The sequence below is a fragment of the Sphingomonas hengshuiensis genome (assembly GCF_000935025.1).
In the GTDB taxonomy this organism is placed as follows: Bacteria; Pseudomonadota; Alphaproteobacteria; order Sphingomonadales; family Sphingomonadaceae; genus Sphingomonas; species Sphingomonas hengshuiensis.
Map to the genome: position 1 here is coordinate 2,889,862 of NZ_CP010836.1, position 25,639 is coordinate 2,915,500.

Consider the following 25,639-nt stretch of genomic DNA (forward strand, 5'->3'; position numbering starts at 1 on the left):
CCTAGTTGGTAAGGTTATCAAGCGGGACTACCTTTTCCATGCGCACCGGTTCCTTCTCGGTGGTGCGGGTGCCAAGGAAGATCAGCCCCGCTATCAGCAGGACGACGACGGCGATAAGCGCAACAAGCGAGCGGGGCATGAAAAAACAGTCCGTAAAAATGAATGCGCGCGCCTTTTGCCCGAGACCCGCCCTCGCTGTATAGCCCCCAACGATGTTGCACGCGCCAGCCCCCGAAACCGCCTGGAAGGGTAAGCCCGTCGTCCTTGTCGGACTGATGGGTGCCGGCAAGACGACGGTGGGGCGGCGGCTTGCCCAGCGTCTGCACCTCCCGTTCGTCGATGCCGATCACGAAATCGAGGCGGCGGCGGGGATGACGGTGTCCGACATTTTCGAACGTTTCGGCGAAGCGCATTTCCGCGACGGCGAGCGCCGCGTGATCGCCCGGCTGATCGACGGCACGCCCAAGGTGATCGCGACCGGCGGCGGCGCCTTTGTCCAGGAGGAGACCCGCGCGCTGATCCTGCGCGAGGCGATTACGGTGTGGCTCGACGCCGAGCCCGCGGTGCTCGCCGATCGCGTCCGTCGCCGCGACACCCGCCCGCTGCTGCGCGGGCGCGACCCCGAAATCACGCTGGCCGAGCTCGCCAAGGTGCGAAATCCGTTTTACGCGCTTGCGCCGATCCGCGTGCAGAGCGTAGCCGCGCCGCACGATACCACCGTCGATGAAATCCTGAAGGCGCTCAAACCGTGACTCTCGTTCCCGTGGCGCTCGGCGCGCGCAGCTACCCCGTCCATATCGAGGCCGGGCTGCTCGCCCGCGCGGGCGAACTGCTCGATCCGCTCGCCAAGGGGCGTCCGATGCACATCGTCACCGACGCGCATCTCGCCCCCCATCTCGCCACGCTCACCGCCGCGCTCGCGCATCCGGGCGAGGCGATCGTGCTGCCGCCGGGCGAATCGACCAAGAGCTGGCGCCAGCTCGAAGCGCTGCTCGACCGGCTGCTCGACCTCGGCGTCGAGCGCGGCGACCATGTCATCGCGCTGGGCGGCGGCGTGATCGGCGACCTTGTCGGCTTCGCGACGAGCATCCTCAAGCGCGGCTGCAAGTTCGTCCAGGTCCCGACGACGCTGCTGGCCCAGGTCGACAGCTCGGTCGGTGGCAAGACCGCGATCAACACCGCAGCGGGCAAGAACCTCGTCGGCGCCTTCCACCAGCCCGCCTTGGTGCTGATCGACCCGCAGGTGCTCGACACCCTACCGTTGCGCGAAGTCCGCGCCGGCTATGCCGAAGTCGTCAAATACGGGCTGATCGACGATTTCGCGTTCTTCGAATGGTGCGAGGGCAATGCCGCCGCGCTGATGGCGGGCGACCCGCAGGCGCGCGAAACCGCGATCGCGCATTCGGTCGGCGCCAAGGCGCGGATCGTCGCGGAGGACGAGCGCGAGACGACGGGCAAGCGCGCGCTGCTCAACCTCGGCCACACCTTCGGCCACGCGCTGGAGGCGGAGACCGGCTTTTCGGACCGGCTGCTCCATGGCGAGGGCGTCGCCGCGGGCATGGCGCTCGCCTTCGCCTATTCGGCGCGGCTCGGGCTGTGCAGCGGGCAGGAGGCGGCGCGCGTCGGCGCGCATCTCCGCGCGATCGGGCTACCCGACGGGTTGAAGGCTGCGGGGATCAGCGCGTCGGGCGCGCGGCTGGTCGACCACATGCTCCACGACAAGAAGATGGCGTCGGGCACCCTCCCCTTCCTGCTCGCGCGCGGCATCGGCCAGACCTATCTGGACAAGACCGTCGACCTCGCCGACGTCGCCGCGTTCCTCGACGCGCAGGAACGGTAAGCGGCTGTTTGGAAATGCGCCATGGCGCATTTCGCGGTGCCTGCCCGCTCCCCCACCCGGCCACCCAACGGCAGTATTCTATGGGTGGCCGGGTGGGGGAGCGGGCAGGCACCGTCTTGAAATTCGCTCTTTCGCGAATTTCCAAACGGTCTCTAAGCGCCGCGCGTCAGTGCGCGGCGCCTGCCTCCACCGTCCGGGTCGGACGCGGTGCCAGCCAGATGATCGACGCGGCGGCGACGAAGATGATCGCCGTCAGCAGGAACACATGGTTGATCGACAGCGCATAGCTTTCCGGCGTCACGGTCTGCTCGATCGTCCCGCGCACCTGCGCCAGCGAGAATCCGGTTCCCTGGAGCATCGTGCTCGTCGAATCGCTGTTCAGCTTCGACACGATCTCGCTGCGCGCGACGGTGGCGTTGTTGTAATAGATCGTGTTGGACACCGACGTCCCGATCGCCCCCGCCATGGTGCGCAGGAAGCTCATCACGCCGGCCGCGGAGGCGGTCTCCTCCGGGTCGACCGCGCCCAGCCCGATCGTCGTCAGCGGGATGAAGAAGAACGGCAACCCGATGCCCTGCACAATCTGCGGAATCGACAGCGCCCAGAAGTCGGACCCGCTGCTCCAGTACACCCGCAGGTACGAGCCGAACCCCATCCACACGATACCGAAGAACACCAGTCCGCGCGGATCGACTTTCTCCCCCAGCTTCGCGACGATCGGGGACATGATCACCGCGCCCACGCCGGTAAAGGCCGTGACATAGCCGGCGTCGGTCGCGGTATAGCCCATGCTGGACTGGAGCCACTGGGGAATCAGCACGGCGGAGGCGAAGAAGCATGCAAAGGCGAATGACAGACTGATCACCGAGACCGTGAAGCCGCGATGGCGGAACACCCGCAGGTCGACGATCGGCTGTCGTTCGGTGACTTCCCAGGCGATGAAGACCAGCAGCCCTACCGCGGCGGTGATCGCCAGCGAAACGATGAAGCCGTCCTCGAACCAGTCATGCTCGCGACCAAGGTCGAGCATGACCTGGAACGCGCCGATCCAGATCACGAGCAGCGCAAGACCGATCCGGTCGATGCCCATTTTCTCGGTGCGCGTCTCCGCCTGGCGGAGCAGCATATGGGCGCCATAGGCGCACAGCGCGGCAACCGGGATGTTGATGTAGAAAATCCAGTGCCACGACATGTTGTCGCTGATCGCGCCGCCCAGGATAGGGCCGACGATCGGCGCGATAACCGTCGTCATCGCCCACAGCCCCATGGCCTGGCCGTGCTGCTTCTTGGGGAAGATGCGCAGCATCAGCGTCTGGCTGAGCGGCATCAGCGGCCCGCCGCAGAATCCCTGCCCGATACGGCAGACGACCAGCATCGTCAGGCTGGTCGACATCCCGCACAGCACGGAGAAGATGCCGAAGCCGATAATGCCCAGCGTAAAGGTGCGTACGGCGCCGAAGCGGCCGGCCAGCCACCCGGTCAGCGGCACGCAAATCGCCTCGGCCACCGCATAGGAGGTGATGACCCACGTCCCCTGGCTCGACGAGATTCCGAGCGACCCGGAGATATGCGCGACCGAGACATTGGCGATCGTGGTGTCGAGCACCACCATGAAATTGGTGAAGGCCAGGATCGCGCCGGCCAGGAGCAGCGTGACGCCCGTGAGCGGCTTGAATTCGTCGGTATCGGCCATGGCGGCCATACTCCTGCTGGCGTAGGTCACGCCGGGTGTTGGTTAGGCGGGTGAGATCGCAGGGGGCGAACTCACCCGCCCTCGTCGAACCTGTCCCGCGCCAGCTTCAGAGGGTGGGAAGCTGGGCGCCTGGTCTTGGGGACAGAGACAGGCCGACAAGCACGTCCGGGATGCGCGATCCCGGCAATGGCAATGCCCTAGCGCGTCGAGGTGTCGATCTCCGCGCGCATCGACAGCCCGACCCGCAGCGGGTGTTCGGCCAGTTCGCGCGGGTTGAGCGCCACTCGCACCGGCAACCGCTGGACCACCTTGATCCAGTTGCCCGTCGCGTTCTGCGCGGGGATCAGCGCGAATGCCGCGCCGGTGCCGCCGGAAAATCCGACCACCCGGCCATGATATTCGACGCCGCTGCCATATAGGTCGGAGCTGAGCGTGACGCTCTGGCCCGGCTTGACCTTGGCGAGTTGCCCCTCCTTGAAATTGGCATCCACATAAACCTGGCCGACCGGCACGATCTGCATGATCGTGGCCCCCGGCGCGACGCGCTGGCCGACCTGGATCGTGCGGCTGGCCACGACGCCGTCCACCGGTGCGCGAATGACGGTGCGCTCGAGATCCAGCTTGGCCTGGCGCAGCCTTGCCTCGGCGGACAGGATGTCGGGGGCGTTGGTGACGTTGGTGCCCTGGATCAGCGCCTGGTTGGCGGCCAGATTGCCCGCCGCCGCGCCGCGCTGCGAATTCGCCTGCGCCACCGCGGCCCGCGCCTGCGCCACCGAAGCACGGGCAGAGGTGAGCGAGTTGGTTGCAGAGGTCAGTTCGTCGCCGGATACTGCACCATTGGGCGCCAGCTTCTGGCGGCGGTTGAAATCGACCTGCGCCTTGGCCAGCGCCGCCTCTGCCGAAACCAGTTGCGCACGCGCGCTGGCGATGTCGGCGGCACGTGCCTGGACCTGTGCGGACAGCGCGTCGCTCGTCGCCTCGCTCTGCCCGAACTGGCGCCGCGCCTTGGCCAGATCGGCCTCTGCGGTCGCCAGTGCGATCTGCGCGTCGCGATCGTCGAGCCGCACCAGCACGTCGCCGCGCTTCACGCTCTGCGTATCGGATACCAGGACCGCGATCGCCTGTCCCGATACCATCGGCGTCACCTGGGCGGTGTCGGCGCCGACATAGGCGTTTTCGGTCTCGACATAATGGCTGCCGACCAATGCGTACCAGCCGCCATAGCCGGCGCCCGCCACCAGCACTGCCGCCGCGATTCCGGTCAGCAGCGTCTTGCGCAATTTCGTGGGCGCCTTGGAGTCAGTCGGGGCATCGCTCGCGCTTGCGTTGAACGCGCGGTTCGTGGGGTCGGCATCAGCCATGATTCTTGTCCTTCGTAGCTTGGGGGGCGGTCGCCGCGCGCGGCGCCGAAAAGCCTCCGCCGAGTGCCCGCACAAGGGCGACATCGAGCGTGAAAGCGCGTGCCTCCAGATCGGCGACGGTCCGCTGCGACTGAAGCGCGCGGTCCTGTGCCGTGAGCACATCGGTAAATCGCGATAGCCCGCCTTCGTAGCGCTGCCGCGCAACGTCATAGGCGGCCTGCGCATCGGCCAGCGCCAGCCGCGATTCGGCAAGGCGCACGGCCAGCGCGCGCTGGCTCGTCACGGCATCGGCGACGGCGTGATAGGCGTCGGTGACGGTGCGGTCGTAACTGGCGACCGCTTCGTCATAATTGGCGCGCGCCTGGCGATAGGCGCCCTGCAACGCGCCGCCGCGAAAGATCGGCAGGCTCACCGCCGGCGTGGCGTTGCCGAAGCTCGATCCGCTCTTGAACAAATTGTCGATCCCCAGCGACTGGAAGCCGAACACCGCAGAGAGGCTGACCGAGGGATAGAAGTCGGCGCGCGCGACCTTGATCAGGCTCGCCTCCGCCTCGACGCGGGTCCGGGCGGCGACGACATCGGGGCGGCGACCGATCAGGTCGGTCGTCACGTCCGCGGGCACCCCGCGCGCCGGGATCACCGCGGTGGGCGCGACGATCGCCAGCCCCCGGTCCGGCCCTTTGCCGAGCAGCGCGGCGATCCGGTTGCGAGTCAGCGCGATCCGCTCGTCGGTCGCGGCCAGATCGGCCCGCGCGGACGGCACCGCGGACTGCGCCTGTTTCAACTCCGCCTGGGTGTCCAGCCCGGCGGCGACGCGGTCTGCGGTGAGCTGTTGCGTCTGCTGGCGGATGCTGAGCGCGGTCTCCTGCACCGCCCGCTCGGCATAGAGCTGGGCAAGGTCGGCATAGGCGTCGGCGACGTTGGTCGACAGCGTCAGCGTCGACTGGGCGAGGTCGAGCCGCGCCGCCTCTGCCTGCGATCGCGCCGCGGCATAGGACGCCTTGTTCTTGCCCCACAGATCGAGGTCGAAGCCCAGGTCGGCTTCCACGCGACCGGTGTCGTTCCATCCCTTGGGGACGAACGCGGCGGGGATGCCGTTATTGTAGCTTTGCTTGGCAACGCCGCTACTGGCCGTGGCGTCCAGCGTCGGCAGCCGCGCCGCGCCCGCCTGTTGCGCATAGGCCTCGGCCTGGCGCACCCGCGCCGTCGCAGCGGCAAGGTCGGGGGCGCCGTCCAGCGCCTCGGCGATCAGCGCGTCGAGCTGCGGATCGCCATAGGCGTGCCACCAATCCATCGCCGGCCATTCCGCCTGCGGCATTCCCGCAAGACTGGTGCCGGAGGCATAGGCAGAGGGTGGCGCGACAACCGGCGCCGGCCCCATTTTGGGCACCGTTGCACATGCCGAGAGCAGCAATATCGCCAGCGGGGCGGCGGGGCGGATTGCGCGGTGTAGGACCATGGGTGTCATCTGAAAACCTGTACTAGCGGGTACATTTTCGTTAATGGTGCGGCGCAACAAGCTTGTCAAGAGAAAAATGTACCCTATAGTACGGTTATGGAGTCAGATATCGAAAGCCCGCCTTTAGGGAAGCGTGAGGCCAACAAGCTGGATCGGCGCCAGGCTATTATAGACGCCGCGCGACACTCCTTTCTGGAGGACGGCTATGCCGCCACGTCGATGTCGGGGCTGCTCAAGACGCTCGGCGGATCAAAGGCGACCTTGTGGAGCTATTTCCGGTCGAAGGAGGAGCTTTTCGCCGCTGTGATCGAAGACCTCACCGCGGCCTTTCGCGAGGAACTGGAGGGCAGCCTGCTGGGGTCTTCCGGGATCGAAGCGACGCTTTGGAATTTTTGCAGCAGCTTCATGCGCAAGATGGAGCATCCGGACACCGCCGCGCTCCGCCGCCTGATCATAGGAGAAAGCGCGCGCTTTCCGGAGTTGGGGCAGATTTTCTACGACCGGGCCGTGATCCATGTCGAACACGCCATGACTGCCTATGTCGCGTCCCAGATCGCGGCGGGCCGGCTGCACGACGAGGACCCGAAAAAAATGGCGCAGTTCCTGCTCGGCCTTTGCGCGGCCCGGCATAATCAGCGCCTGTGGGGTGTCGTTGCGGAACAGGATGCCGAGGTGGAAGCCGATTCCCAGCGGTTCGTCGGCTATTTCCTTCGCCTTTTCCGCACGAGCGAGCCGCCGGCGCCCCTCGCCGAGTGACCCCCTGCGCGTCCCGTCAGTTGCCGTTCACGCGCAATCGGCATAGCACCGCGCGATGCGTATCCTGCTTGCTTCCGCCGCCGCCGCGCTGATGGCGACCACCTCCGCCCTCGCCCAACAGGCGCCCGCCCCGATCCTGACGACGCCCGAAGCGCGTGACGTCTGGACCCATGCCGAACCGGAGGTCGCACGCGTCACCCATGTCGATCTCGATCTGCGCGCCGATTTCGCCGCGAAGACGCTGTCGGGTACCGCAGCGCTCGACGTACTGGCGGCGAAGGGCGCGAAGCAGATCGTGCTCGATGTCGACGATCTCGCCATCACCGCCGTCACCGATGGCGCGGGCAAGCCCCTGCCCTTCGCGGTCGGCGCTGACTCGCCCGATCTCGGCGCCGCGCTCACGATCCAGCTCAAGGGCGCGCGCCGCATCGTCATCGCCTACGCCACCCGCCCCGATGCCAGCGCGCTGCAATGGCTCGCGCCCGAACTGACGGCGGGCAAGGCCAAACCCTATCTGTTCAGCCAGGGCCAGCCGATCAACAACCGGAGCTGGATTCCGACCCAGGACAGCCCCGGCATCCGCCAGACCTGGACCGCGAAGCTCACCGTCCCCGCCGGGCTCGTCGCGGTGATGAGCGGCGAGCGGATCGACGGCGCGCAGGGTCAGCCCGCCGCGAATGGCGAACGCAGCTATCGCTTCCGCATGGACAAGCCGGTGCCGCCCTATCTGATCGCGCTGGCGGTCGGCGATCTCGCGTTCAAGGCCACCGGCCCGCGCTCAGGCGTATGGACCGAACCGTCGCAGCTCGATGCCGCCGCGTCCGAAGTCGCCGATGTCGAAAAGATGATCGACGCGGCGGAGGCGCTGTACGGCCCGTATCGCTGGGGGCGCTACGACATGCTCGTCCTGCCGCCCAGCTTCCCCTATGGCGGGATGGAGAACCCGACGCTCACCTTCCTGACCCCGACGATCATCACCGGCGATCGCTCGAACACCGATGTCGTCGCGCACGAGCTGGCGCATAGCTGGTCGGGGAACCTCGTCACCAACGCGACCTGGTCCGACAATTGGCTCAATGAGGGCTTCACCACCTATTTCGAGAACCGCATCATGGAGGCGGTGTACGGTGCCGAGCGCGCCGCGATGTACGCCGATCTCGACTGGGACGGGCTGGTATCGGACATCAAGGACGCCGGCGGCGACGCCGCGCCGACGACCCGGCTGCACGGCGAACCCGGCGAAACCGCGGGCCAGCTCGATTATTTCAAGGGATCGACCTTCCTCCGCACGATCGAGGCGGCGGTGGGCCGCGCGAGATGGGACGCCTATCTCCGCGCCTATTTCGATCGCCACGCCTTCCAGCCGCAGACCACGGCGGGCTTCCTCGCCGATCTGCGCAAGAATCTGATCCGCGGCGATGCTGCGCTCGAGGCGAAGCTCCAGCTCGATCGCTGGGCGTACCAGCCCGGGCTTCCCGACAACGCCGTCCATGTCACCTCGGCGACGCTGGCACAGGTCGATGCGAAGCTCGCGGCGGTCAAGGCGGGCGGCCCGGTGTCTGCGGTTCAGCCCCAGGGCTGGAGCACGCAGCAATGGCTGCGCTTCCTCAACGGCCTGCCGCGCGCGCAAAGCCCGGCGCGGCTCAGGGAACTCGACGAGACGCTGGGGCTGTCCGCTTCGAGCAACGCCTATGTCCGCTCGGCGTGGGCCGAACTCGCCATCGCCAACCGCTACGATCCCGCGCTGCCGTCGATCCGCGGGCTCGTCACCAGCGTCGGGCGCGGGCTGCTGATCCGCCCGGTCTATGAGGGGCTGATGAAGCAGGGCGACTGGGGCCAGCCGATCGCCCGCGCCTATTTCGAGGCAGCGCGCGGCGGCTATCACCCCAATACGGCGGCGCAGGTGGCGAAGATCGTCCAACAATAACCACCGTCACGCCGGCGGGCGTCAGGCTGGCGCGCCCGCCTCCTGCGGCGCGCCCTCGGGCTCGCCGCGCCGGTCCGGCGATGGGCTGGCGTCGGCGGCGATCACAGTGCGGCTGCGGCCACTGCGCTTGGCTTCGTACAGCGCCGCGTCCGCCCGCGCGACGACCGCCTCCAGATCGCGCTCGCCCGCCGCCGCCGCGGCGATCCCCGCGCTGAACCGCAGCGGGCGTTCCAGCCGCAATGCTTCTGCCCGAATACGGCCCAGCACCTCGGCGGTCTCCGCCGCGCTCAGTCCGGGCAGCATCAACAGGAACTCCTCGCCCCCCCAACGGCCGATCACGTCAGAGCGCCGAACCGCTGACTTCAGGATCGCGGAGAGGTCGCGCAACGCCGCATCGCCGGCGGCATGGCCTTCGGCATCGTTGATCCGCTTGAAATAATCGATGTCGATCAACCCGAGCGACAGCGGCGAGCGCGCATCCGCCGCGCGCGCCAGCGCCACGCTGCCCTGCTCGGTGGCATGGCGCCGGTTGGGCAGCCCGGTCAGCCCATCCGACGACGCCAGCGCCTCCAGCGCCCGCCGATGCCGCCGCCCCATCCACAGGAACAGCGCCAGCGCCAGCGCCAGCGCGCCTGCCACCCCGCCCAGCAGGATCAGCCGCTGCCGCTCATAGCGCGCCCGCTCCTGCTCGAACACGACTTCGCGCTCCAACGCCTTGTTGCGATCCACCTGCCGCTCGATCTCCACCTGGCTGGCCAGCGTCGCAGCCTCGCGGCTTTTCTTCGCCTCGATGTCATCGCGGTACATATCGGCATAGCGCTTCATGTCGGCATAGGCTTCGCGGAAATTGCCCAGCCCCGCCTGCGCCATGCCGCGCGTCTGATAGAGCGGGAATTTGATCGCCGACCGGCTGGCGGGCGCCTCGAGTATCGCCGTGGTCAGCGCCACCGCCTCGGGATAGCGCTTGAGCCCATAGGCAATGCGCGATCGATAGGCCATCAGCCGGGGCCGGGCCATCTGGTCGTCGCCGAACAGCCGCTCCGCCTCGTTGCACGCGCCCTCTGCCTCGCCGAAGCGCTTCAGCGACAACAGCGACTGGCATTTCGACATCACGGCAAAGGCCGCGAAATTGCGGTTCCCAAGCGACAGGCTCAGCCGATAGGCGGTGTCGAAGCCGCCGATCGAGCTGACGAAATCCTTCATTCCCGTATGCGTCATCGCCCTGCGAAACGCCGTGGAGGCGGTGAGGAAGGTCAGATTGTTGGCCCGCGCCCAGCGTTCGCCCTCGTCGATCAGCGCCAGCGCCTCGGCACTGTCCCCCGCCTTCATCAACACGCCCGCGACATCGATCGCCAGCAACGCGCGCTGCTCGGCCATGCCCTGCTGGATCGCCAGGCGATATGCGGCGCCCAGTTCCCGAATTTCCGCCACCGGCTCACGGCTGAGCGACCCGATCACTGCGCGCGAGCAGATATCCTCGATCGAATTGGGCGTGACAAAGCGCCGCGCCGCCTTGATCCGATCGGCGATCGGCTTGAGCGCGGCGGGGTCGCTCTGGCCGAATGCCAGTTGCGCGAGCAGCTCCATGTGCGGTGCGTCGCGCGGGCTGGGGGCGAGTGCGAGCCCGGCATTGGCCGCTACGACCTCGTCCTCGCTGCGTTCCAGCGTGCTATAGGCCAGCGCCTGTGCGGCATACAGCCATGCCCGGTCGATCCGGCCCAGATCCTTGCGCGCGAGTTGCGCAGTGATCGCGGCCAGTGCGCGCGCCGGATCGGCATTCACCTGCCGCTGGAAATCCGCAACGATCGGCGGAGACCCGATGCTGCACATTGCCTGCGCCGGCGATCCCGCCAGCACCAGCGCCGCCGCAAGCGCGCCCAACGAAATCCCTGCTGCCCGATTCGCCACGTCCGACCCCCGTATAGTTACGGAGCCTGGGTGCCATCTTCATGGTTAATACTGGGTAAGTATGCCCCGCGGCAGATTGTTTTACGCGGAAATTCTCGAAATGCTATTCATGAGCGCGCGCCGCGCTGATCGCGAACCACAGCCAGCCGCCGATCAGAGTCAGGCCCCCCAAGGGCGTCACCGCCCCCAACCAGCGCGGGGCGCCCAGCGCCATCAGGTACAGCGTCGCCGCAAAGATCGCGCCGCCGGCCACGAAGCACCATGCCGGCCCGCGCATCGCCATCCGCACCGCGACGAGCGCAGCGACGGCGTGGATCAGCTGATACTGCCCCCCGGTGCGCAGCCACTCCGCCGCCTGCGCACTGGCCGCGCCATGCGCCCCGAACGCCCCCGCCGCGACGGCAATGGCGCCCGACAGCGCGGCGAGGATGGTGAGGTTCTTCACTTCGCCTCCAGATCCGCCGCAGCCGCAGCCGCCTGTCCCGCCGGGGTGAAGATGCCGTCGCGCCCGGCATACAGGTCGCCGCTCTCGCGCTGGAGCTTCAGCCGCTCAAAATCGCGCCGGCGATATTCGGCTTCGGTCTTGTCGGCCTCCTGCATGTCGACGCCCACCGCCGCCATCGCCCGCCGTGCCATCACCATCGCGCTCTCCAGCACTTCGCGGACGGCACCCGCGATCGGCGCCCCCTTCATCTTCATCACGCTGCGCCGGTCATAGGCGCGCACGAAGATCGTCGCCTTGGGAAAGCTGTGGTGGATCGCCTCCAGCTTCTCGGTATCCAGCCCGTCGCCGTCCTGGCAGAACAGCAGCAGCTCGGCATCCTCCGCGCCCGCCTGGCGCAATATGTCGAGCCGGGTGCCGTCGCCATAATAGACCTTCATCCCGAACTCGCCGGCGACCTGGATCATCTCGACATCGGTGTCGACGATCGTCACGGGAATCCCCTGCCCGATCAGCATCTGCGCCACGGTCTGCCCGAACCGGCCATAGCCGACGACGACGGCGTTGCTCCCGTCCTGCTGCGGCCCGTCCAGCCCCTCGGCGCTGGCCTCGGGTTCGGTGCGCAGCCGCTTGGTCGCCATCATCAGGAACGGCGTGGTCGCCATCGACAGCGTCACGATCGCGCCAAACACGCTCGCCGCCTCGCTCTCGACGAGGAACGCCGCCTGTGCCTGCGCGAACAGCACGAAGCCGAATTCGCCGCCCTGGCTCAGCAGCACGCCCAGCGCGAACGCCGATCGCGGCTTCATCCCGAAGAGCAGCCCCAGCGCCATGATGATCGCCGCCTTGGTCGCGATCAGCGCAATCGCCATCCCCGCCACGAAAAAGGGTCGCTCGGCAATCGCATGAAGGTTCAGCGTCATCCCCACCGCGAGGAAGAACAGCCCGAGCAGGATCGCGCGGAACGGCGCGACATCGGCCTCCAGCTCGTGCCGATACGGCGAATCCGCCAGCATCACGCCTGCGATAAACGCCCCCAGCGCGGCGGACAGCCCCAGCGCCTCCATGATCGCAGCACTCGCGATCACCGCGAACAGCCCGGCAAACACGAACATCTCGCGCTCGCCCAGATTGCCGATCAGCTTGAACAGCGGGCGCAACAGATAGCGTCCGGCCAGGATCAGCCCGACGATCGCGACGACGGTATAGACCGCCAGCAGCCATCCCGGCGGCCCGTTCTGGTCGGCGGGGTTGCGCGACAGCGCGGCGACGATCGTGATCAGCGGCACGATCGACAGGTCCTGGAACAACAGGATCGCGAATGCGCGCTCGCCGAACGGAGTCCGCAGCCGCCCCGCCGATTGCAGCATCGGCAGCACCTGCGCCGTCGACGACAGCGCCAGCGGCAGTCCCAGCGCCAGCGCCGCGCCCAGCGACGACCCGGTCGCGAACCACACGATCCCCGCCACCGCAACCCCGCACAACGTCACCTGCAGGAACCCCAGCCCGAAAATCTCGCGCCGCATCCGCCACAACCGGCTGGGGCTCAGTTCCAGCCCGACGAGGAACAGCAGCAGCGCGATGCCCAGTTCGGCAATCCCCATCTTGCCCTCGGCATCGCCGACCAGCCCCAGCACCTGCGGCCCGACCAGCGCCCCCGCGACGAGGAACCCCAGCGTCGCACCGATCCCCAGCCGCCGAAAGATCAGCACGAACACCAGCGCAAAGCCGAGCAGCGGCACGCCGTCATGGAGCAGCGACATTCCCGAATGCTCTTCCATCAGCCCCGTCCCCCCGCCTGTGCAGCCGCCTCCGCCGCCGCCTCGAACGCCAGCCGGATCGAGGCATGCCGCCCGCGATGCGGCAATGCCGGCGCGAACAGCTCCAGTCCCGGCCATTCGGGCGGCGCGTCGCGCTCCCCCGCCAGCCAAGCCGCCAGCGCATCACGCGCCGCCGCCAGTTCCTCGGCGCTACGCCCGACGACATGCGCGCCCATCAGCGACGCCGAAGCCTGCCCCAGCGCGCACGCCCGCACCAGCATCCCCACCGCGGACACCCGCCCCTCGCCATCGGTCTCGACATCCACCGTCACCCGGCTCCCGCACACCGGCGAGCGCTTCTCAACGCTCGCCATCGGCGCGGCCAACCGCTCCTGATAGGGGATGGAGGCGGCGAGCCGCAAAATCTGGGTATTGTACAGCGGCGCGTTCATCCGCCTGAACCTAGGGGACGAAGCCCCGCGATGCGACTCCTACCAAGGGATGGTTGCGCGATTTCGGAGGGGGCGGGGCTGGCAGCAGCCCCCCCGTCATCCCGGCGAAGGCCGGGACCCATTCAGCCCCTCCGCTGAATGAAAGAACGCGGACGGAGCACCGAAAGAACTCTGACTTCCCTCAGGATGACACGGCTTTTGCACGATGCTATAATCGCCCGCACCAATAGAATATAGTGCCATTGCCTCATCTTTACTTCCCGTCATGCTGAACTTGTTTCAGCATCCATGGCGCAACCAGCCTGTGCATTGCCTGTTGCACCATAGATGCTGAACCAAGTTCAGCATGACGGCGTGAGAAAAGGGCGAATGCTTCCGTAAGCAACAACCCTAAGCCAAGGGAGGGAAAAGCCGCCATGTCCGACAAACCCGTCGCCGAACGCCTCCAGGTCAAACATGGCCGCCGCCTCGCAGTAATCGGCGCCCCGCCCGCCCTCGACGCCGCAATCGGCACAGATGCCCCCCGCGCAGCCCCGTCAGAAGCCGAAGTCGTCCTCCTCGCCACCCCCGACCGCGCAACCTTCCTCGCGCAAGTCCCCCGCACCGCCGCCGCGATCGCCCCCGCCGCAATCCTGTGGGTAGCCTATCCCAAACTAACCTCCCCCCTCGCCGCCGACCTCAACCGCGACACGATCCGCGCACTGGCGCTGGCGCATGGCCTCGACACGGTGAGCCAGATCGCCGTGGATGCGGACTGGTCGGCGATGCGGTTGAAGCGGGTTTAGGGGGTGGGCTCGGAGGGAAGCGCCCCATGTGTGGACGGCTCTCCGTTGGCAAGGGTTTGCGAGCGGATGCACTTGGTGGTCGGTGCGGCCATGTGTCCGGCCTTTGATGCGGCTGTCGTTGCCGCTGGCCATAATGCCTTCCGCGGACCGGATCCCTGATCAATTGCTCGCACTCGGGGTGCGGGGGCGTAGTAGGGTGGTCTGATCCGGGGGTGTCGACCGGCTTTCGTGCAATAGCTCCTTTGCCCTTTCCAACCTCGCAGCGCAGCCTTCAGCCGCGCAGTCTCATGCGGCGACGGCCATCGGCTCGCGATAGCGTTCTCCGTGCATCATCATGGCCCATGCAATCCGGGCGTTCTTGTTCGCCAGTGCGATAGCAGCAACCTTTGGCTTGCGGCGCTCGAGCAGGCGGACGAGCCAGGTCCGGCGCGTGCTCTGCATTGCGCGTCGGATCACGGCCATGGCGCCTGCGAACAGCATCTGCCGCAGATAGCGATTGCCGGCCTTGGTGATGGACCCCAGCCGCTCCTTGCCGCCGGATGAGTTTTGCCGTGGCACCAAGCCCATCCACGCTGCCATGTTGCGGCCGCACCGGAAGACCGACGGGTCGGGCACGCATGCTATCAGTGCTGACGCCACCAGCGGCCCGATGCCGGGTACTTCCATGAGACGACGACCAAGCTCCGTCGAACGGGCCAGGCCGAGGACCTGGCGATCATTCTCGAGGATCTGCTGCTTCACCAGCTTCCATTGGGCAACGAGCATCTGCAGACACTGACGCGCTGCTGCAGGGAGACGCGCATCGGCCGCATCGTCGATGACCTCGAGCAGCCGGTCGACGCCACGGCGCCCAACCGGTGCGACGATCCCGAACTCCGCCATGTGCGCACGAATGGCATTGGTGAGCATCACCAGCTGACGGTTGAGCATCAGGCGCACCTTAGTGCAGCATCATCGCGCTTTGCTCCTCGGGCGCTTTCGGCGCAACGAAACGCATGGTGGGGCGCGTCACTGCCTCTGCGATCGCCTCGGCATCGGCCATGTCGTTCTTCTGCCGCTTCACATAGGGCTTCACATATTGGGCAGGCATCAGCCGCACCTCATGGCCAAATTTGGCGATCTCGCGAGCCCAATAATGTGACGTCGCGCAGGCCTCGATCCCGACCAGACAGGGCGGCAGCTTTTCGAAGAACGGCAGCAACCGCGCCCGCGTCAGCCGCTTCTGCAGAATGGTTGTGCCGGCTTCATCCAGCCCATGCAGCTGGAAGACCGACTTCGCGATGTCCAATCCGATCACATGTACGTTCGCCATGGCACTTCTCCTCCATTCGACCGGAGCAGATTAGATCGACTCCGCGGTGATGGAGAGCCGTCCACGGCATCAGTTGCGGACATTCGGCATCCGTGGTCAATTGACCGTATGAGTGGAAATCCTGACTACAATGCGCTGATGCGCGACGTTTGCGTGGGGAAAGGTTGGTGCGGCGGAATCGTTAATGGCGAGCCGTGCCACGTAGACTACCTTATCCCAGAAACAGGGTCTGTAAGCGCCGAACAGTTCGTCGAATGGCTATTTCAGGCCGAGGGCCTCGATCCATCATCCGAACCTGCCAAGTGGGGAAAACATAAAGACGGGCTGCGCGAGGCATTCGTCCGCCACATGGGTGCGGACGTGGTCGATGCTTCGGCACTCAAATGGGATGTCAGCTAACCACCGATTCCGGGCACTCGCGGCGAGCTTCGCCTGTACCGTCCGACGCAGCAGCCGCCCCCTTGCAATCGCGGCGATGTTCCCCATATGTGCCGAACTTGCCGCCTTCCGGCGACCGCTCTTTGATCCCGTTAGTTATCCCCTCACGTGCACGAAGCGGCGCGCTTCGCGGGCTCGACTCATGTTCCGGCTGGCGGTTCCCGCCAACTCCACAAGCCTAAACTTCCTAAACTTCGCATCCCCTCGCCGGCCCGTAGCGAGGCCTGCCGAAAAACGCGCATACGCCTAAACTTCCTAAACTTCGCTCGGTGGCCACCACCCCAGCGCGGTGGCAGCTAACCACCACTACCAGCCGCTCCCCACACTACCGCCGCCGCCCCACACTAGCATTCCCCGCATCCTCGTCCGCATCCGCAGGTCCCCCAAACACCGGCTCCCCGCGCCGCCGCCGGTCGACGAACTCCGCGATCCCCGCGCTCGTCCGGTCCAGCAGCGGATAGGTCGAGGACGAGGTGATCCAGCGCGGGCGCTGGGCCGGGCCGCCGCCGACGGTGTCGAACACCAGCACCATCAGCAGGAAGACGATGCTCACCAGCACCAGCCCCTTCAGCGCGCCGAAGCCAAAGCCCAAGGCGCGGTCGATCGGCCCCAGAAAGCCATCGCGCGTCCGCGATCCGATCGCATTGGCGATCATCCGTCCGCCGAAATAGGTCGCCCCCGCCAACATCGCGAACGCGAGCACCGCGCCGCCCTGCGCCGTGCCCACCACCCCCGCCAGCGCCTGCGACAGTGGCGTATGGAACAGCTTGAGCGCCAGCACGACCAGCAGCCAGGCGAGCAGCGCCAGCACTTCGGTCACGAAGCCGCGCATAAAGCCCAGGATCGCCGCCCCGCCGATCGCGAGCAGCACGATGATGTCGAGTCCAGTCAAGTTCATGGCAAAGCGCCCTCCCGCGCGTCCTTTACGCCAGCACAGCACCGCTGCGGAAGCGATTTGGCGCGCTACCGCCCCAGCAAATGATCGACGAATGCCCCCAGCGTCCGGAACCCCGCGATCGACAGGCCGCCGCCATCGGGCTTGGCCCCCGCCTGCCCCTGCGGCGCCATCGCGCGCCCAAACCCCAGCTTCGCCGCCTCGCGACACCGCAGCGGGCCGTGCGCCACCGGGCGCACCTCGCCCGACAGCGCGATCTCGCCGAACGCCACGGCGTCCGCCGCCATCGGCCGCTCGGCCAGCGCCGAGACCAGAGCCGCCGCCACCGCCATGTCCGCAGCCGGGTCCTGCACCCGGTATCCGCCCGCGATGTTCAGATAGACTTCGCAGGTGGAAAAGCTGAGGCCACACCGCGCCTCCAGCACCGCCAGCACCATCGCCAGCCGCCCGCTGTCCCAGCCGACCACCGCGCGCCGCGGCGTCGCCCCGCTCGCCAGCCGCACCACCAGCGCCTGCACTTCGACCAGCACGGGCCGCGTCCCCTCCAGCGCGGGGAACACGATCGTCCCGGTCACGCTCTCGTCGCGATTGGTGAGGAACAGCGACGAGGGGTTGGCGACTTCGCTCAGCCCCTCGCTCTCCATTGCGAACACCCCGATCTCATCGGTGCCGCCAAAGCGGTTCTTGGTCGCGCGCAGGATGCGGTACTGGTGGCTGCGCTCGCCCTCGAACGCGAGCACGGTATCGACCATATGCTCGAGGACGCGCGGCCCCGCGATGCTGCCGTCCTTGGTGACATGCCCGACGAGCACCAGCGCCGTCCCGCGCTCCTTGGCAAAGCGGATCAGCTCGCCCGAACTCGCGCGCACCTGGCTCACGGTCCCCGCAGCACCTTCGATCAGGTCCGAATGCATCGTCTGGATCGAATCGATGATCAGCAGGTCGGGCGCGCTCCCCTCGCCCAACGTCGTCAAAATATCGCGCACCGACGTCGCCGCCGCCAGTTGCACCGGCGCATCGCCCAGCCCCAGCCGCCGCGCGCGCAGCCGCACCTGGTCCGCCGCCTCCTCGCCGGAGACATAGGCGACGCTCAGCCCCCGCAGCGCGATCTTCGCCGCCGCCTGGAGCAGCAAGGTCGACTTGCCGATCCCCGGATCGCCGCCGATCAGCGTCGCGCTCCCCTCGACAAAGCCGCCGCCCAGCGCACGGTCCAGCTCGGCGATGCCGCTGCGCATCCGCTCGGGCAGCGCGATCTCGCTGTTGAGCCCGCTCAACTGGATCGTGCGCCCGCCCGATTGCAGATTATGCCGCGCCTGGAACGGAGTCGCATTCGCCGCCACCTCCTGCACCAGCGTGTTCCACTCGCCGCAATCAGCGCATTGCCCCGCCCATCGCGACGCCACCGATCCGCACGCCTGACACACATATCGTTTCTGGGGCTTCGCCATGGCGGCGACGCTAGCCGATCCGGAACAGGAAGGGAACACCGCTTGTGTGCGCGCCGTCAGAAGCTCGCCATCAGGTTGAGCGAGCCATAGAGCGTCGTCCCCCCGCCGGGCGCGTTCGGCGCCGCCTCGAGGAAACTCCCCTTGGCCAGCACCACCCCGTCCGCCTCGAAGCGCAACCGCCCCGGCCTGACCCACCAGCGCAGCCGCGCGTCGAGCTGATGCCCCGCAAACGCCCCCGCCTGCCCGCTCGCATCGCGCACCCCGGTCGTCGAGAACGCGTCGCGCCGCTCGGCCAGCCACAGCGCGTGATAGCTCGCAAAGGCGTCGACGCGCGCCGACGGCGTCACCTCCGCCCGCGCCCCCGCCGCCGCGATATTGGCGCGCCCCACCGCGTTATAGATACCCGAGGGCGCGAGGTCGGCGCGGCGCATCCCGAACAGCGTGTCGAACCGGCCATAGCTGCCACCCGGCCGGTCGCCGCTCGCGCGATCGACCTCCACCGACAGCCGCGGCTTCCACGCCCCCGCCAGCGTATAGCCGACATCGCCATGGACGAACCATGCCGACACCGGCAGCACCGCCGCCGCGGGCGCCGTCGATGCGCGCACGCGGCCCGACTGATAAAACCCCTCGACTTCCGCATCGACCCGCCCCTTCGCCGGATCGCGCAACAGCCGCCCGCCATAGGTGTTCAGCGATCGGTTGCGCGTCGGTCGCCCCGGCATGTCGCGCTCGCCGAGATGGTAGAAACTCGCCTCGACCATCACCGGCCCGATCGCGTGCGCCTGCGCCACCGTCCCGCCCCACAGCACCAGGTCGAACCCCTCGCGATCAGGCGCGACGCCGTTGCGGTCCAGCGTCGCGGCATCGTCGGGCCGGCGCTGCTGCGGCAGGACGTAGAGCAGGTTCGCATGCAGCCCCGCCTTGCCCGTCAGCTCGGCTTCGACGCCGGTATAGCCATTGGTCGTGTTGCGATAATCATCCGCCGCGACCAGCCGCCGCGATCCGATGTTGAGCATGAACCGCCCGCCCCGCACCACCGCCTTCACCCCCGGCGCCAGCGGCAGCGCGACCGCGGCATAGGCCTGGACCAGCTCGGCGGCATTGACTTCGCCCGTCGTGATCGGCCGCCCGGCATCGCCATAGGCCCGGCTGTCCCACAGCTCGCCGACCAGCGCCACCGGCCCCGACTGATAGCGCGCGAGCAGCGTCGAGCGGACATTGAACAGCGCCCCGCTGCTATCGGACCCCGCGACCGGCGACGCATCGATCGCCTCGTACCGCAGCCGCACCGTCGCGCTCAGATCGAGTCCGTCCTCGGCGGCACGGGCGGGCGCCGCCGGCCCGGACTGGGCGGCAGCCCCCACCGGCATGACAAGCGCAACCAGCCCCAGCATTTCGCGACGCATCGAACTTCCCCCCGGAAATGCCCCGCTTCCGCTTTACCCCGTTACCGCGCCGGGAGAGAGCGACTTCGCATTGCCCGCCGCAAAGCTCCGCTTCGACTGGGCGCCATGAACTTGCCCCCTCCCCCCCCGGTCGCTATGCGCAGCGCAACATGCACCCCTCGGACCTCCGCGTCGCCCTGTTCAGCGGCAATTATAATTATGTCCGGGATGGCGCGAACCAGGCGCTGAACCTGCTGGTCGGGCATCTGCTCGCGCGCGGGGTTCAGGTGCGGGTCTATTCGCCCACTGTCGAGACCCCGGCGTTCGCGCCCACCGGCGACCTCGTCAGCATCCCCTCCTGGCCGCTCCCCGGCGAGCGCGGCGAGTTCCGCTTCGCCACCCGCCTGCCGCGCAGCGTCCGCGACGACATCGCCGCCTTCGCGCCGAACCTGGTCCATGTCTCGTCGCCCGAATTTGTCGGCCACGCCGCGATCCGCTTCGCGCGCGCACACGGCCTGCCCGTGCTGGCGTCGCTCCACACCCGGTTCGAAACCTATCCGCGCTATTACCATCTCGGCTTTCTCGAGCCTTTGGTCGTCCACCTGTCGAAGCGCTTCTACAACCGCGTCGATACCGTGATGGTCCCCGGCCAGTCGATGTGCGACCTCCTGCGCGAATGGGGCGTCACCACTCCGATCGGCATCTGGTCGCGCGGCGTCGACCACGCGGCCTTCAATCCGCAGCGCCGCAGCCTCGAATGGCGCCGCGATCTCGGCATCGCCGATGACGAGTTCGCGGTCGGCTTTCTCGGGCGGCTGGTGCTGGAAAAGGGGCTCGACATTTTCGCGGGCGTCGTCGCCGCGCTGGAGGCACGCGGGGTCAAGCACCGCGTCCTCGTCGTCGGCGACGGCCCGGCGCGCGACTGGTTCGCCGAGCGCGTCCCCGGCGCCGCCTTCGCCGGATTCCAGCGCGGCGAAGACCTCGCCCGCGCCGTCGCGTCGATGGACGTGCTGTTCAATCCGTCGGTGACCGAGACCTTCGGCAACGTCACGCTGGAGGCAATGGCCTGCGGCGTCCCCGTGGTCGCCGCCCGCGCGACCGGCGCGGTCGACCTGATCGAAGACGGCGTCAACGGCTTCCTCGTCCCCCCGCGCGAAATCGCAGGCTACACCGACGCCATCGCCCGCCTGGCGCAGGAGCCGGAGTTAGCGGCATCGGCAGGCGCATCGGGCCACGCCAAGGCGCTGGGCTATGAATGGGACCGGATCAACCAGGCGGTGCTGGAGGCGTATCTGGGCTTGGTGCGGGGTTGAGGGGGGCGACTGCCGTCGTGCCGGATCAGTCCAGGCCGGTCTTGCCCGGCGCCCAATAGGCCTTGGCGAGCAGGCGCGCCGCCGGAAACGGCTGCGACCGCAGGACTTGCCTCAGCCTCTGTATCGTCCGTGCGTTCCCGGTCAGCACGATTGATGCGCCGGCGGCTGCGGCCTCGGAGAGCCCCGCCTCCATCGCGAAGATATGGCCATTCCCGCCTTTCCGCACGACCAGCGCCAAAGGATCGAGGCCCAGATGCGCGGCAACGCGCCGAGCGCTCTCGACGTCTTCGACTTCGAGGCAAGCCGATACGGCGCGCGTCGGGTCCTGGTGAATCGCCGCATAAACGAGCCCGATCGAGGTCTCATCCCCGACGACGAGTAGCGGACCCGGCAGGCACGACAGGTCCAACGACGCGCGCGGACCGAAGATATCGCACCGATCGCCGGGCGCCACCGTACGGACCCACCCGCTTCCCGGTCCATCGCCATGGGCGTAGCCCAGAATACACATCCGCCCGGTCGACGGGTTCCACTCGACCGGAGTATAGGTCCGCGCGACGAAGGCGGAGCCCATCGCGATCTGCACCTTCTGTCCGGGCAGCCATGCCACGTCGGCAAGCGCGGGCCCCTCCAACGTGATCAGATGGAAGCGATCGGCCAGTTGCTCGTTCGCGACGATCGTCGCGGGCTTCATCCACAGGCGCATCACCGCCTTGCTGAACCGCCCCGGCTCCTTGGTGGCGCGTTCGGGCGAGCCGGCGGCGAGCATCACGCGACCCTCACGGAAAATTCGTTGCCGCGCCCCGCATCCGGCAGCGAAAACGAAAGATAGCCGTTGGCGGGATCGCGGACATAGGCCTGATATTCGGGCTCGAACGCATTCTCGCCAAGAATCACTGCGCCCGGCTTCAGCCGCTGCTCAACCAGCTTGAGCACCGGCAGATACAGCGAGAAAGCACCATCGACCAGCACCATGTCGACCGCGCCGCCCACGTCCTTCAACGTTTCGAGCGCGTCGCCGGCGCGGATTTCGACCAGATCGCCGAGTCCCGCCGCGTCGAGATTCGCGCGCGCCCGCGCAACCTTGCCGGGCTCCATCTCGCTCCCGATAAGGTGCCCGCCGCCATTGTCGCGCAGCGCGGCGGCGAGATAGATCGTCGAAATCCCCATCGACGTGCCGAACTCAACGATCCGCGTCGCCCCGCGGGCGCGGGCGATCGCATAGAGAAAGCGCCCATATTCTGGCGAGACCGCAAGGAAATTATCGGCGTAGCGGCGATAGACCGTCGAATAGTCCGCACGCTCCCCGGCGAGAATATCCGAGATCATCTGCTCGGCCCCGCCCGGGCCGTTGAAGATCGTCATCATCGCCTCGAAATGTTCGCGGTCCGAATTCTCGGCGTCGCGATGGAGATCGTTCAGAAGATCGGCGACCCGGCTGGTCTGCAATGTGTTCACGCGCTTTTCCCTTTTTTCCGCGCTGCAAGCGGCACGGCCTCGACGGAGTGATGCGAAAGGGATACCGGGGCGCGGAGATGACGTCATTACGAAGCCACGACATACTATTATCGAATCTCGCCAATCCTGGAGGGCATGATGCCGATCCTGAACGCTATCGATGGTTTCGAGTGGATCGACCCCGACGATGTCCCCCGGCCGATCGTCGCCTTTGGTGCCCAAATGTCCGATGCGGACGGCTTCGAACTCGAACCGCATCGGCATCGCAAGGGCCAGATGCTGCTCGTCCAGCGCGGCGCGCTCAGTTGCGAGGTCGAAGGCGGGCTGTGGATCGTGCCGCCGCGCAGCGCGATCTGGATCCCCGGGGGCGCGCTGCACGCCATTCGCGCGTCGGGTGCGCTGGAAGGCTATGACGCCTTTGTCGATTCCGATGCCGCCGCGCGCCTGCCGCGTGCCTGTTGCGCGGTGGCGGTGACCCCGCTGCTGCGCGAACTTCTGGCGCGGGCTGCGCATCTGCCGTATTTCTATGAGGACGAAGGCGCAAATGCGCGACTGGTGGCGGTGCTTCTCGATGAACTGGCGATAGCGCCGGTCGAGGATCTCCATCTCCCGATGCCAAGCGATCCGCGCCTGCGCAAAGTCGTCGACCAGATGATGGCCTCGCCCGCAGATCGGGGAAGCCTGAAGATCTGGGCGCACCGTGCCGGCATGGGCGAACGGACGCTGGAGCGGCTAATCCATCGACAGACCGGGATGAGCTTCGGCCGCTGGCGCCAGCAACTCGGCGTCGTGCTTGCCGTCAAATGGCTCGCGGGCGGCGCCTCGATCCAGCAGGTCGCCGGGGAACTCGGATATGAAAGCGTCCCCAGCTTCGTGACGATGTTTCGAAAGGCGCTCGGCACCTCGCCGGGACGGTATATGGCGGAACGTCACTCGGGCTGACGATCCGCCCCGACCCTGTGTCCCCTATTGCCGATCAAACAACTCTCGCCTGGGACGCGCTTGTGCCTAGCTAAGGCCGCAGCGCGATCACCCCCTTGACTCCCCCCACCACCCCGCTAAACACTGAACCATATGGTTCAGCATCCCTCCCCCGCCCTCGATCTCTCCTTCGCCGCCCTGTCCGATGCGACGCGGCGGGGGATCATTGATCAGCTTGGGCGGGGCGATGCCTCGATCACCGTGCTGGCCGACCGGTTTCAGATGACGCTGACCGGCATGAAGAAGCATGTTCAGGTGCTGGAGCGCGCGGGGCTCGTCGTCACGCAGAAGGTCGGGCGGGTGCGGACCTGCACGCTGGGCACGCGCGGCCTCGCGGCGGAGGCGGCGTGGATCGAGGCGCATCGGCGGCTGTTCGAGGACCGCTTTAGCGCATTGGATGAAATTCTGGACGAACTGAAACAGGAGGAACAGGATGACTCAGCAAGGTGACACTGCAGCGGCCACGCCCAACCGCACCTCGGTCGAGCGCAGGGGGACTCGCGAACTGGTCGTGACGCGGGTCTTCGATGCCCCGCCTGCGCTCGTGTACCGGGCGTGGAGCGAGTCCGACCTGTTCCGGCGCTGGTGGATGCCGCGATCGGCGGTGGGCGTGTCGCTCGTGGCGTGCGACCTCGACATGCGTACCGGCGGCAAATACCGGCTGGAATTCAGCGCGGGCGGGCCGGACACCATGGCCTTTTACGGCAAATATCTGGAGGTGGTGCCCAACGAGCGCATCGTCTGGACCAATGACGAGGGCGAGGAAGGCGCCGTCACCACCGTCACCTTTGCCGAGCAGGACGGCAAGACGCTGCTGACCTTCCACGAAGCCTATCCGACCGCCGAGGCGCTGGAGGAAGCGCTACAGGGATCGGCCGCCGCGCTGCCCGAACAGCTCGAGCAGCTCGACGAACTGCTCTCCGCCACCGACGCATGACGCCCGGCGCCTGCGGGAGGGTCCCGCAGGCGCTATCGCCAGTCGAACCCCAACGGCGCCTCGCGAAACGCGAACCGGTCGAGGTGGCGCGCCACCGCGCCCTTCAGCCCTTCGAGCTGTTCGTCGGACGACGCGTCGATCCGCACGTCCAGCCCCGTTTCGGCGACGTTGAACGTCACCACGGCGTCGCCGGGGAACGCCATGCCGCGCGCGTCCTTTGGGAAGATCACCGTGCCGTTTTCGGGGGTGAATTCCACCTGGAGGTTATGGCTCCAATGCTTGCACAGCTGCTGGAGATATTTGCTCGCGCTTTCGGTCGGCACCAGCGCCGACGCGCTTTTGGTCGTTACGGTCATTCTGTTTCCCTTCTCCCGCGGCGCCGGCGGTAAACCCAGCCGGCGCCGGAGCATTTCCAGACGCGGCATTTACAGCCGCTCGATCTTCCGCGCCGCTTCGTCGAGGATCGCGGCGACTTCGTGGAGCGTGTCGGCCCCGACCTCGGGATCGCCCAGCCGCTCCTGGAGCACCGTGCGCAGATTGCCCATCGCGCGCCGGATCGGCCCGCCGCTGGTACGCGCCTGCTGGCTGCCCAGTTCCGCGAGCCGGGCGAACAGCGCGGCGACCACTGCGGCATTTTCGGCGAGGTGCGCGGTGCCCGCCTCGGTGATCGCGAACTGCTTCTTCGCGCCCTCGGTCCTGGTCTCGGCGATCAGGTCCATCTCGTCGAGCAGCGTCAGCGTCGGATAGACCACGCCGGGGCTGGGCGCATAGCCGCCGCCCGACCGTTCCTCGATCTCGCGGATCAGGTCGTATCCGTGGCGCGGCTGCTCGCCGATCAGCTTGAGCAGGAGGAGGCGCAGTTCGCCCCCGTCGAACATCCGCCGCCCGCGCGGACCGCCGCCGCCCTCGGGCCGACCCCAGCCGCCGCGACCGAAGCCGCCGCCAAAGCCGCGCGGTCCGGGACCGCATTCGCGCCGCTCGTGGCGGCCATGTTGGCGATGATGAAAACGCATTTGGTTTATTCCTGTCTGAGTCGTGATGGGTCTAAGATATATCTTCGTGACGTTTGCACAAGCCCCCTATGGG

25 protein-coding genes and 2 pseudogenes are annotated in these 25,639 nt (G+C 67.5%); 11 read left to right on the top strand and 16 right to left on the bottom strand.

The window, feature by feature from the left end; all coding sequences use genetic code 11:
- Nucleotide 1: 1 nt before the first annotated feature.
- A complete protein-coding gene (locus TS85_RS25865; protein ID WP_173426231.1) occupies nucleotides 2-139 on the bottom strand; it encodes a hypothetical protein in 138 nt (45 codons plus the stop codon).
- 73 nt (nucleotides 140-212) lie between these two features.
- Between TS85_RS25865 and TS85_RS12790 the strand changes: the two genes are divergently transcribed.
- Both TS85_RS12790 and aroB read left to right on the top strand, forming a co-directional pair.
- Nucleotides 213-752: a shikimate kinase gene (locus TS85_RS12790; RefSeq protein WP_044332643.1), complete on the top strand. Its 540-nt coding sequence runs from the start codon at nucleotides 213-215 to the stop codon at nucleotides 750-752.
- Nucleotides 749-1,840 (top strand): 3-dehydroquinate synthase, encoded by a 1,092-nt coding sequence (gene aroB, locus TS85_RS12795; protein ID WP_044332645.1) that lies wholly within the window; start codon nucleotides 749-751, stop codon nucleotides 1,838-1,840. Before TS85_RS12790 ends, aroB begins: the two co-directional genes overlap by 4 nt.
- A gap of 166 nt (nucleotides 1,841-2,006) precedes the next feature.
- Here the strand turns inward: aroB and TS85_RS12800 are convergent, their stop codons facing one another.
- The 3 genes from TS85_RS12800 to TS85_RS12810 form a co-directional block, all read right to left on the bottom strand.
- Complete coding sequence (locus tag TS85_RS12800; RefSeq protein ID WP_155006403.1) at nucleotides 2,007-3,533, bottom strand: DHA2 family efflux MFS transporter permease subunit; 1,527 nt, start codon at nucleotides 3,531-3,533, stop codon at nucleotides 2,007-2,009.
- Between the two features lie 197 nt (nucleotides 3,534-3,730).
- A complete protein-coding gene (locus TS85_RS12805; RefSeq protein ID WP_044332649.1) occupies nucleotides 3,731-4,894 on the bottom strand; it encodes an HlyD family efflux transporter periplasmic adaptor subunit in 1,164 nt (387 codons plus the stop codon).
- Nucleotides 4,887-6,353, bottom strand: coding sequence for an efflux transporter outer membrane subunit (locus TS85_RS12810; RefSeq protein ID WP_052507898.1), 1,467 nt, complete (start codon nucleotides 6,351-6,353; stop codon nucleotides 4,887-4,889). Before TS85_RS12810 ends, TS85_RS12805 begins: the two co-directional genes overlap by 8 nt.
- 96 nt (nucleotides 6,354-6,449) lie before the next feature.
- Between TS85_RS12810 and TS85_RS26445 the strand changes: the two are divergent.
- From TS85_RS26445 to TS85_RS12820, 3 genes and pseudogenes are all read left to right on the top strand, one after another.
- Nucleotides 6,450-6,647: pseudogene (locus TS85_RS26445) on the top strand (TetR/AcrR family transcriptional regulator); the annotation flags it as partial.
- Between the two features lie 9 nt (nucleotides 6,648-6,656).
- Nucleotides 6,657-7,109 (top strand): TetR/AcrR family transcriptional regulator C-terminal domain-containing protein, encoded by a 453-nt coding sequence (locus TS85_RS12815; protein WP_265102093.1) that lies wholly within the window; start codon nucleotides 6,657-6,659, stop codon nucleotides 7,107-7,109.
- Between the two features lie 55 nt (nucleotides 7,110-7,164).
- Nucleotides 7,165-9,036 (top strand): M1 family metallopeptidase, encoded by a 1,872-nt coding sequence (locus TS85_RS12820; RefSeq protein ID WP_044332654.1) that lies wholly within the window; start codon nucleotides 7,165-7,167, stop codon nucleotides 9,034-9,036.
- A 21-nt stretch (nucleotides 9,037-9,057) separates the two neighbouring features.
- Here the strand turns inward: TS85_RS12820 and TS85_RS24160 are convergent, their stop codons facing one another.
- The 4 genes from TS85_RS24160 to TS85_RS12840 form a co-directional block, all read right to left on the bottom strand.
- Nucleotides 9,058-10,944, bottom strand: a complete 1,887-nt coding sequence (locus tag TS85_RS24160) for a GGDEF domain-containing protein (RefSeq protein ID WP_155006404.1) — start codon at nucleotides 10,942-10,944, stop codon at nucleotides 9,058-9,060.
- Between the two features lie 103 nt (nucleotides 10,945-11,047).
- The gene (locus TS85_RS12830; protein WP_044332656.1) at nucleotides 11,048-11,389 is read right to left on the bottom strand and encodes a DUF423 domain-containing protein; all 342 of its coding nucleotides are present in this window, start codon (nucleotides 11,387-11,389) and stop codon (nucleotides 11,048-11,050) included.
- Nucleotides 11,386-13,167 (bottom strand): cation:proton antiporter domain-containing protein, encoded by a 1,782-nt coding sequence (locus TS85_RS12835; RefSeq protein ID WP_044332658.1) that lies wholly within the window; start codon nucleotides 13,165-13,167, stop codon nucleotides 11,386-11,388. Before TS85_RS12835 ends, TS85_RS12830 begins: the two co-directional genes overlap by 4 nt.
- Nucleotides 13,167-13,598, bottom strand: a complete 432-nt coding sequence (locus tag TS85_RS12840) for an iron-sulfur cluster assembly scaffold protein (RefSeq protein ID WP_044332661.1) — start codon at nucleotides 13,596-13,598, stop codon at nucleotides 13,167-13,169. The genes TS85_RS12835 and TS85_RS12840 overlap by 1 nt, the downstream gene beginning before the upstream one ends.
- Nucleotides 13,599-14,014: 416 nt before the next feature.
- Between TS85_RS12840 and TS85_RS12845 the strand changes: the two genes are divergently transcribed.
- The gene (locus TS85_RS12845; RefSeq protein WP_044332662.1) at nucleotides 14,015-14,383 is read left to right on the top strand and encodes a hypothetical protein; all 369 of its coding nucleotides are present in this window, start codon (nucleotides 14,015-14,017) and stop codon (nucleotides 14,381-14,383) included.
- Nucleotides 14,384-14,668: 285 nt separating this feature from the next.
- On the opposite strand, the pseudogene TS85_RS12850 reads toward TS85_RS12845, so the two are convergent.
- Nucleotides 14,669-15,695, bottom strand: a pseudogene (locus tag TS85_RS12850) (IS110 family RNA-guided transposase).
- 138 nt (nucleotides 15,696-15,833) lie between these two features.
- Here TS85_RS12850 and TS85_RS25445 point away from each other — a divergent pair.
- On the top strand, nucleotides 15,834-16,094 hold the full coding sequence (locus TS85_RS25445) for a hypothetical protein (RefSeq protein WP_155006405.1): 261 nt from the start codon (nucleotides 15,834-15,836) through the stop codon (nucleotides 16,092-16,094).
- A 364-nt stretch (nucleotides 16,095-16,458) separates the two neighbouring features.
- Here the strand turns inward: TS85_RS25445 and TS85_RS12855 are convergent, their stop codons facing one another.
- The 3 genes from TS85_RS12855 to TS85_RS12865 all read right to left on the bottom strand — a co-directional run bounded on the left by TS85_RS12855 (nucleotide 16,459) and on the right by TS85_RS12865 (nucleotide 19,885).
- On the bottom strand, nucleotides 16,459-17,031 hold the full coding sequence (locus TS85_RS12855; RefSeq protein WP_044332665.1) for a CvpA family protein: 573 nt from the start codon (nucleotides 17,029-17,031) through the stop codon (nucleotides 16,459-16,461).
- 65 nt (nucleotides 17,032-17,096) lie between these two features.
- Nucleotides 17,097-18,476 carry a DNA repair protein RadA gene (gene radA, locus TS85_RS12860; RefSeq protein ID WP_044332668.1) on the bottom strand — a complete coding sequence of 460 codons (1,380 nt, stop codon included), beginning with the start codon at nucleotides 18,474-18,476 and terminating at the stop codon, nucleotides 17,097-17,099.
- A 56-nt stretch (nucleotides 18,477-18,532) separates the two neighbouring features.
- A complete protein-coding gene (locus TS85_RS12865) occupies nucleotides 18,533-19,885 on the bottom strand; it encodes an alginate export family protein (RefSeq protein ID WP_173426232.1) in 1,353 nt (450 codons plus the stop codon).
- 149 nt (nucleotides 19,886-20,034) lie between these two features.
- Between TS85_RS12865 and TS85_RS12870 the strand changes: the two genes are divergently transcribed.
- On the top strand, nucleotides 20,035-21,177 hold the full coding sequence (locus tag TS85_RS12870; RefSeq protein ID WP_044332670.1) for a glycosyltransferase family 4 protein: 1,143 nt from the start codon (nucleotides 20,035-20,037) through the stop codon (nucleotides 21,175-21,177).
- A 25-nt stretch (nucleotides 21,178-21,202) separates the two neighbouring features.
- On the opposite strand, the gene TS85_RS12875 is transcribed toward TS85_RS12870, so the two are convergent.
- Both TS85_RS12875 and TS85_RS12880 read right to left on the bottom strand, forming a co-directional pair.
- Nucleotides 21,203-21,946 (bottom strand): siderophore-interacting protein, encoded by a 744-nt coding sequence (locus tag TS85_RS12875; protein WP_044332671.1) that lies wholly within the window; start codon nucleotides 21,944-21,946, stop codon nucleotides 21,203-21,205.
- Nucleotides 21,946-22,635: an O-methyltransferase gene (locus TS85_RS12880; RefSeq protein WP_044332673.1), complete on the bottom strand. Its 690-nt coding sequence runs from the start codon at nucleotides 22,633-22,635 to the stop codon at nucleotides 21,946-21,948. The genes TS85_RS12875 and TS85_RS12880 overlap by 1 nt, the downstream gene beginning before the upstream one ends.
- A gap of 135 nt (nucleotides 22,636-22,770) precedes the next feature.
- On the opposite strand from TS85_RS12880, the gene TS85_RS12885 reads away from it, so the two are divergent.
- From TS85_RS12885 to TS85_RS12895, 3 genes are all read left to right on the top strand, one after another.
- Entirely contained in the window at nucleotides 22,771-23,577 is an 807-nt protein-coding gene (locus TS85_RS12885) for an AraC family transcriptional regulator (protein WP_227698472.1), read from the top strand.
- 132 nt (nucleotides 23,578-23,709) lie between these two features.
- The gene (locus TS85_RS12890) at nucleotides 23,710-24,066 is read left to right on the top strand and encodes an ArsR/SmtB family transcription factor (RefSeq protein ID WP_044332674.1); all 357 of its coding nucleotides are present in this window, start codon (nucleotides 23,710-23,712) and stop codon (nucleotides 24,064-24,066) included.
- The gene (locus tag TS85_RS12895; RefSeq protein WP_044332675.1) at nucleotides 24,050-24,553 is read left to right on the top strand and encodes an SRPBCC family protein; all 504 of its coding nucleotides are present in this window, start codon (nucleotides 24,050-24,052) and stop codon (nucleotides 24,551-24,553) included. The genes TS85_RS12890 and TS85_RS12895 overlap by 17 nt, the downstream gene beginning before the upstream one ends.
- A gap of 32 nt (nucleotides 24,554-24,585) precedes the next feature.
- Here the strand turns inward: TS85_RS12895 and TS85_RS12900 are convergent, their stop codons facing one another.
- Together TS85_RS12900 and TS85_RS12905 are read right to left on the bottom strand one after the other, a co-directional pair.
- Complete coding sequence (locus TS85_RS12900; protein ID WP_044332677.1) at nucleotides 24,586-24,909, bottom strand: DUF2218 domain-containing protein; 324 nt, start codon at nucleotides 24,907-24,909, stop codon at nucleotides 24,586-24,588.
- A 69-nt stretch (nucleotides 24,910-24,978) separates the two neighbouring features.
- The gene (locus TS85_RS12905) at nucleotides 24,979-25,566 is read right to left on the bottom strand and encodes a PadR family transcriptional regulator (protein WP_044332679.1); all 588 of its coding nucleotides are present in this window, start codon (nucleotides 25,564-25,566) and stop codon (nucleotides 24,979-24,981) included.
- Nucleotides 25,567-25,639: the final 73 nt, after the last annotated feature.

Excerpts from the sequence above, each read along its gene's own strand:
- TS85_RS25865 (WP_173426231.1), bottom strand. The coding sequence starts at position 139 with ATGCCCCGCTCGCTTGTTGCGCTTATCGCCGTCGTCGTCCTGCTGATA.
- TS85_RS12790 (WP_044332643.1), top strand. The coding sequence starts at position 213 with ATGTTGCACGCGCCAGCCCCCGAAACCGCCTGGAAGGGTAAGCCCGTC.
- TS85_RS12800 (WP_155006403.1), bottom strand. The coding sequence starts at position 3,533 with ATGGCCGATACCGACGAATTCAAGCCGCTCACGGGCGTCACGCTGCTC.
- TS85_RS12805 (WP_044332649.1), bottom strand. The coding sequence starts at position 4,894 with ATGGCTGATGCCGACCCCACGAACCGCGCGTTCAACGCAAGCGCGAGC.
- TS85_RS12810 (WP_052507898.1), bottom strand. The coding sequence starts at position 6,353 with ATGGTCCTACACCGCGCAATCCGCCCCGCCGCCCCGCTGGCGATATTG.
- TS85_RS12820 (WP_044332654.1), top strand. The coding sequence starts at position 7,165 with ATGCGTATCCTGCTTGCTTCCGCCGCCGCCGCGCTGATGGCGACCACC.
- TS85_RS12835 (WP_044332658.1), bottom strand. The coding sequence starts at position 13,167 with ATGGAAGAGCATTCGGGAATGTCGCTGCTCCATGACGGCGTGCCGCTG.
- TS85_RS12840 (WP_044332661.1), bottom strand. The coding sequence starts at position 13,598 with ATGAACGCGCCGCTGTACAATACCCAGATTTTGCGGCTCGCCGCCTCC.
- TS85_RS12845 (WP_044332662.1), top strand. The coding sequence starts at position 14,015 with ATGTCCGACAAACCCGTCGCCGAACGCCTCCAGGTCAAACATGGCCGC.
- TS85_RS25445 (WP_155006405.1), top strand. The coding sequence starts at position 15,834 with ATGCGCGACGTTTGCGTGGGGAAAGGTTGGTGCGGCGGAATCGTTAAT.
- TS85_RS12855 (WP_044332665.1), bottom strand. The coding sequence starts at position 17,031 with ATGAACTTGACTGGACTCGACATCATCGTGCTGCTCGCGATCGGCGGG.
- radA (WP_044332668.1), bottom strand. The coding sequence starts at position 18,476 with ATGGCGAAGCCCCAGAAACGATATGTGTGTCAGGCGTGCGGATCGGTG.
- TS85_RS12865 (WP_173426232.1), bottom strand. The coding sequence starts at position 19,885 with ATGCGTCGCGAAATGCTGGGGCTGGTTGCGCTTGTCATGCCGGTGGGG.
- TS85_RS12870 (WP_044332670.1), top strand. The coding sequence starts at position 20,035 with ATGCACCCCTCGGACCTCCGCGTCGCCCTGTTCAGCGGCAATTATAAT.
- TS85_RS12875 (WP_044332671.1), bottom strand. The coding sequence starts at position 21,946 with ATGCTCGCCGCCGGCTCGCCCGAACGCGCCACCAAGGAGCCGGGGCGG.
- TS85_RS12885 (WP_227698472.1), top strand. The coding sequence starts at position 22,771 with ATGATGCCGATCCTGAACGCTATCGATGGTTTCGAGTGGATCGACCCC.
- TS85_RS12890 (WP_044332674.1), top strand. The coding sequence starts at position 23,710 with ATGGTTCAGCATCCCTCCCCCGCCCTCGATCTCTCCTTCGCCGCCCTG.
- TS85_RS12895 (WP_044332675.1), top strand. The coding sequence starts at position 24,050 with ATGACTCAGCAAGGTGACACTGCAGCGGCCACGCCCAACCGCACCTCG.
- TS85_RS12900 (WP_044332677.1), bottom strand. The coding sequence starts at position 24,909 with ATGACCGTAACGACCAAAAGCGCGTCGGCGCTGGTGCCGACCGAAAGC.
- TS85_RS12905 (WP_044332679.1), bottom strand. The coding sequence starts at position 25,566 with ATGCGTTTTCATCATCGCCAACATGGCCGCCACGAGCGGCGCGAATGC.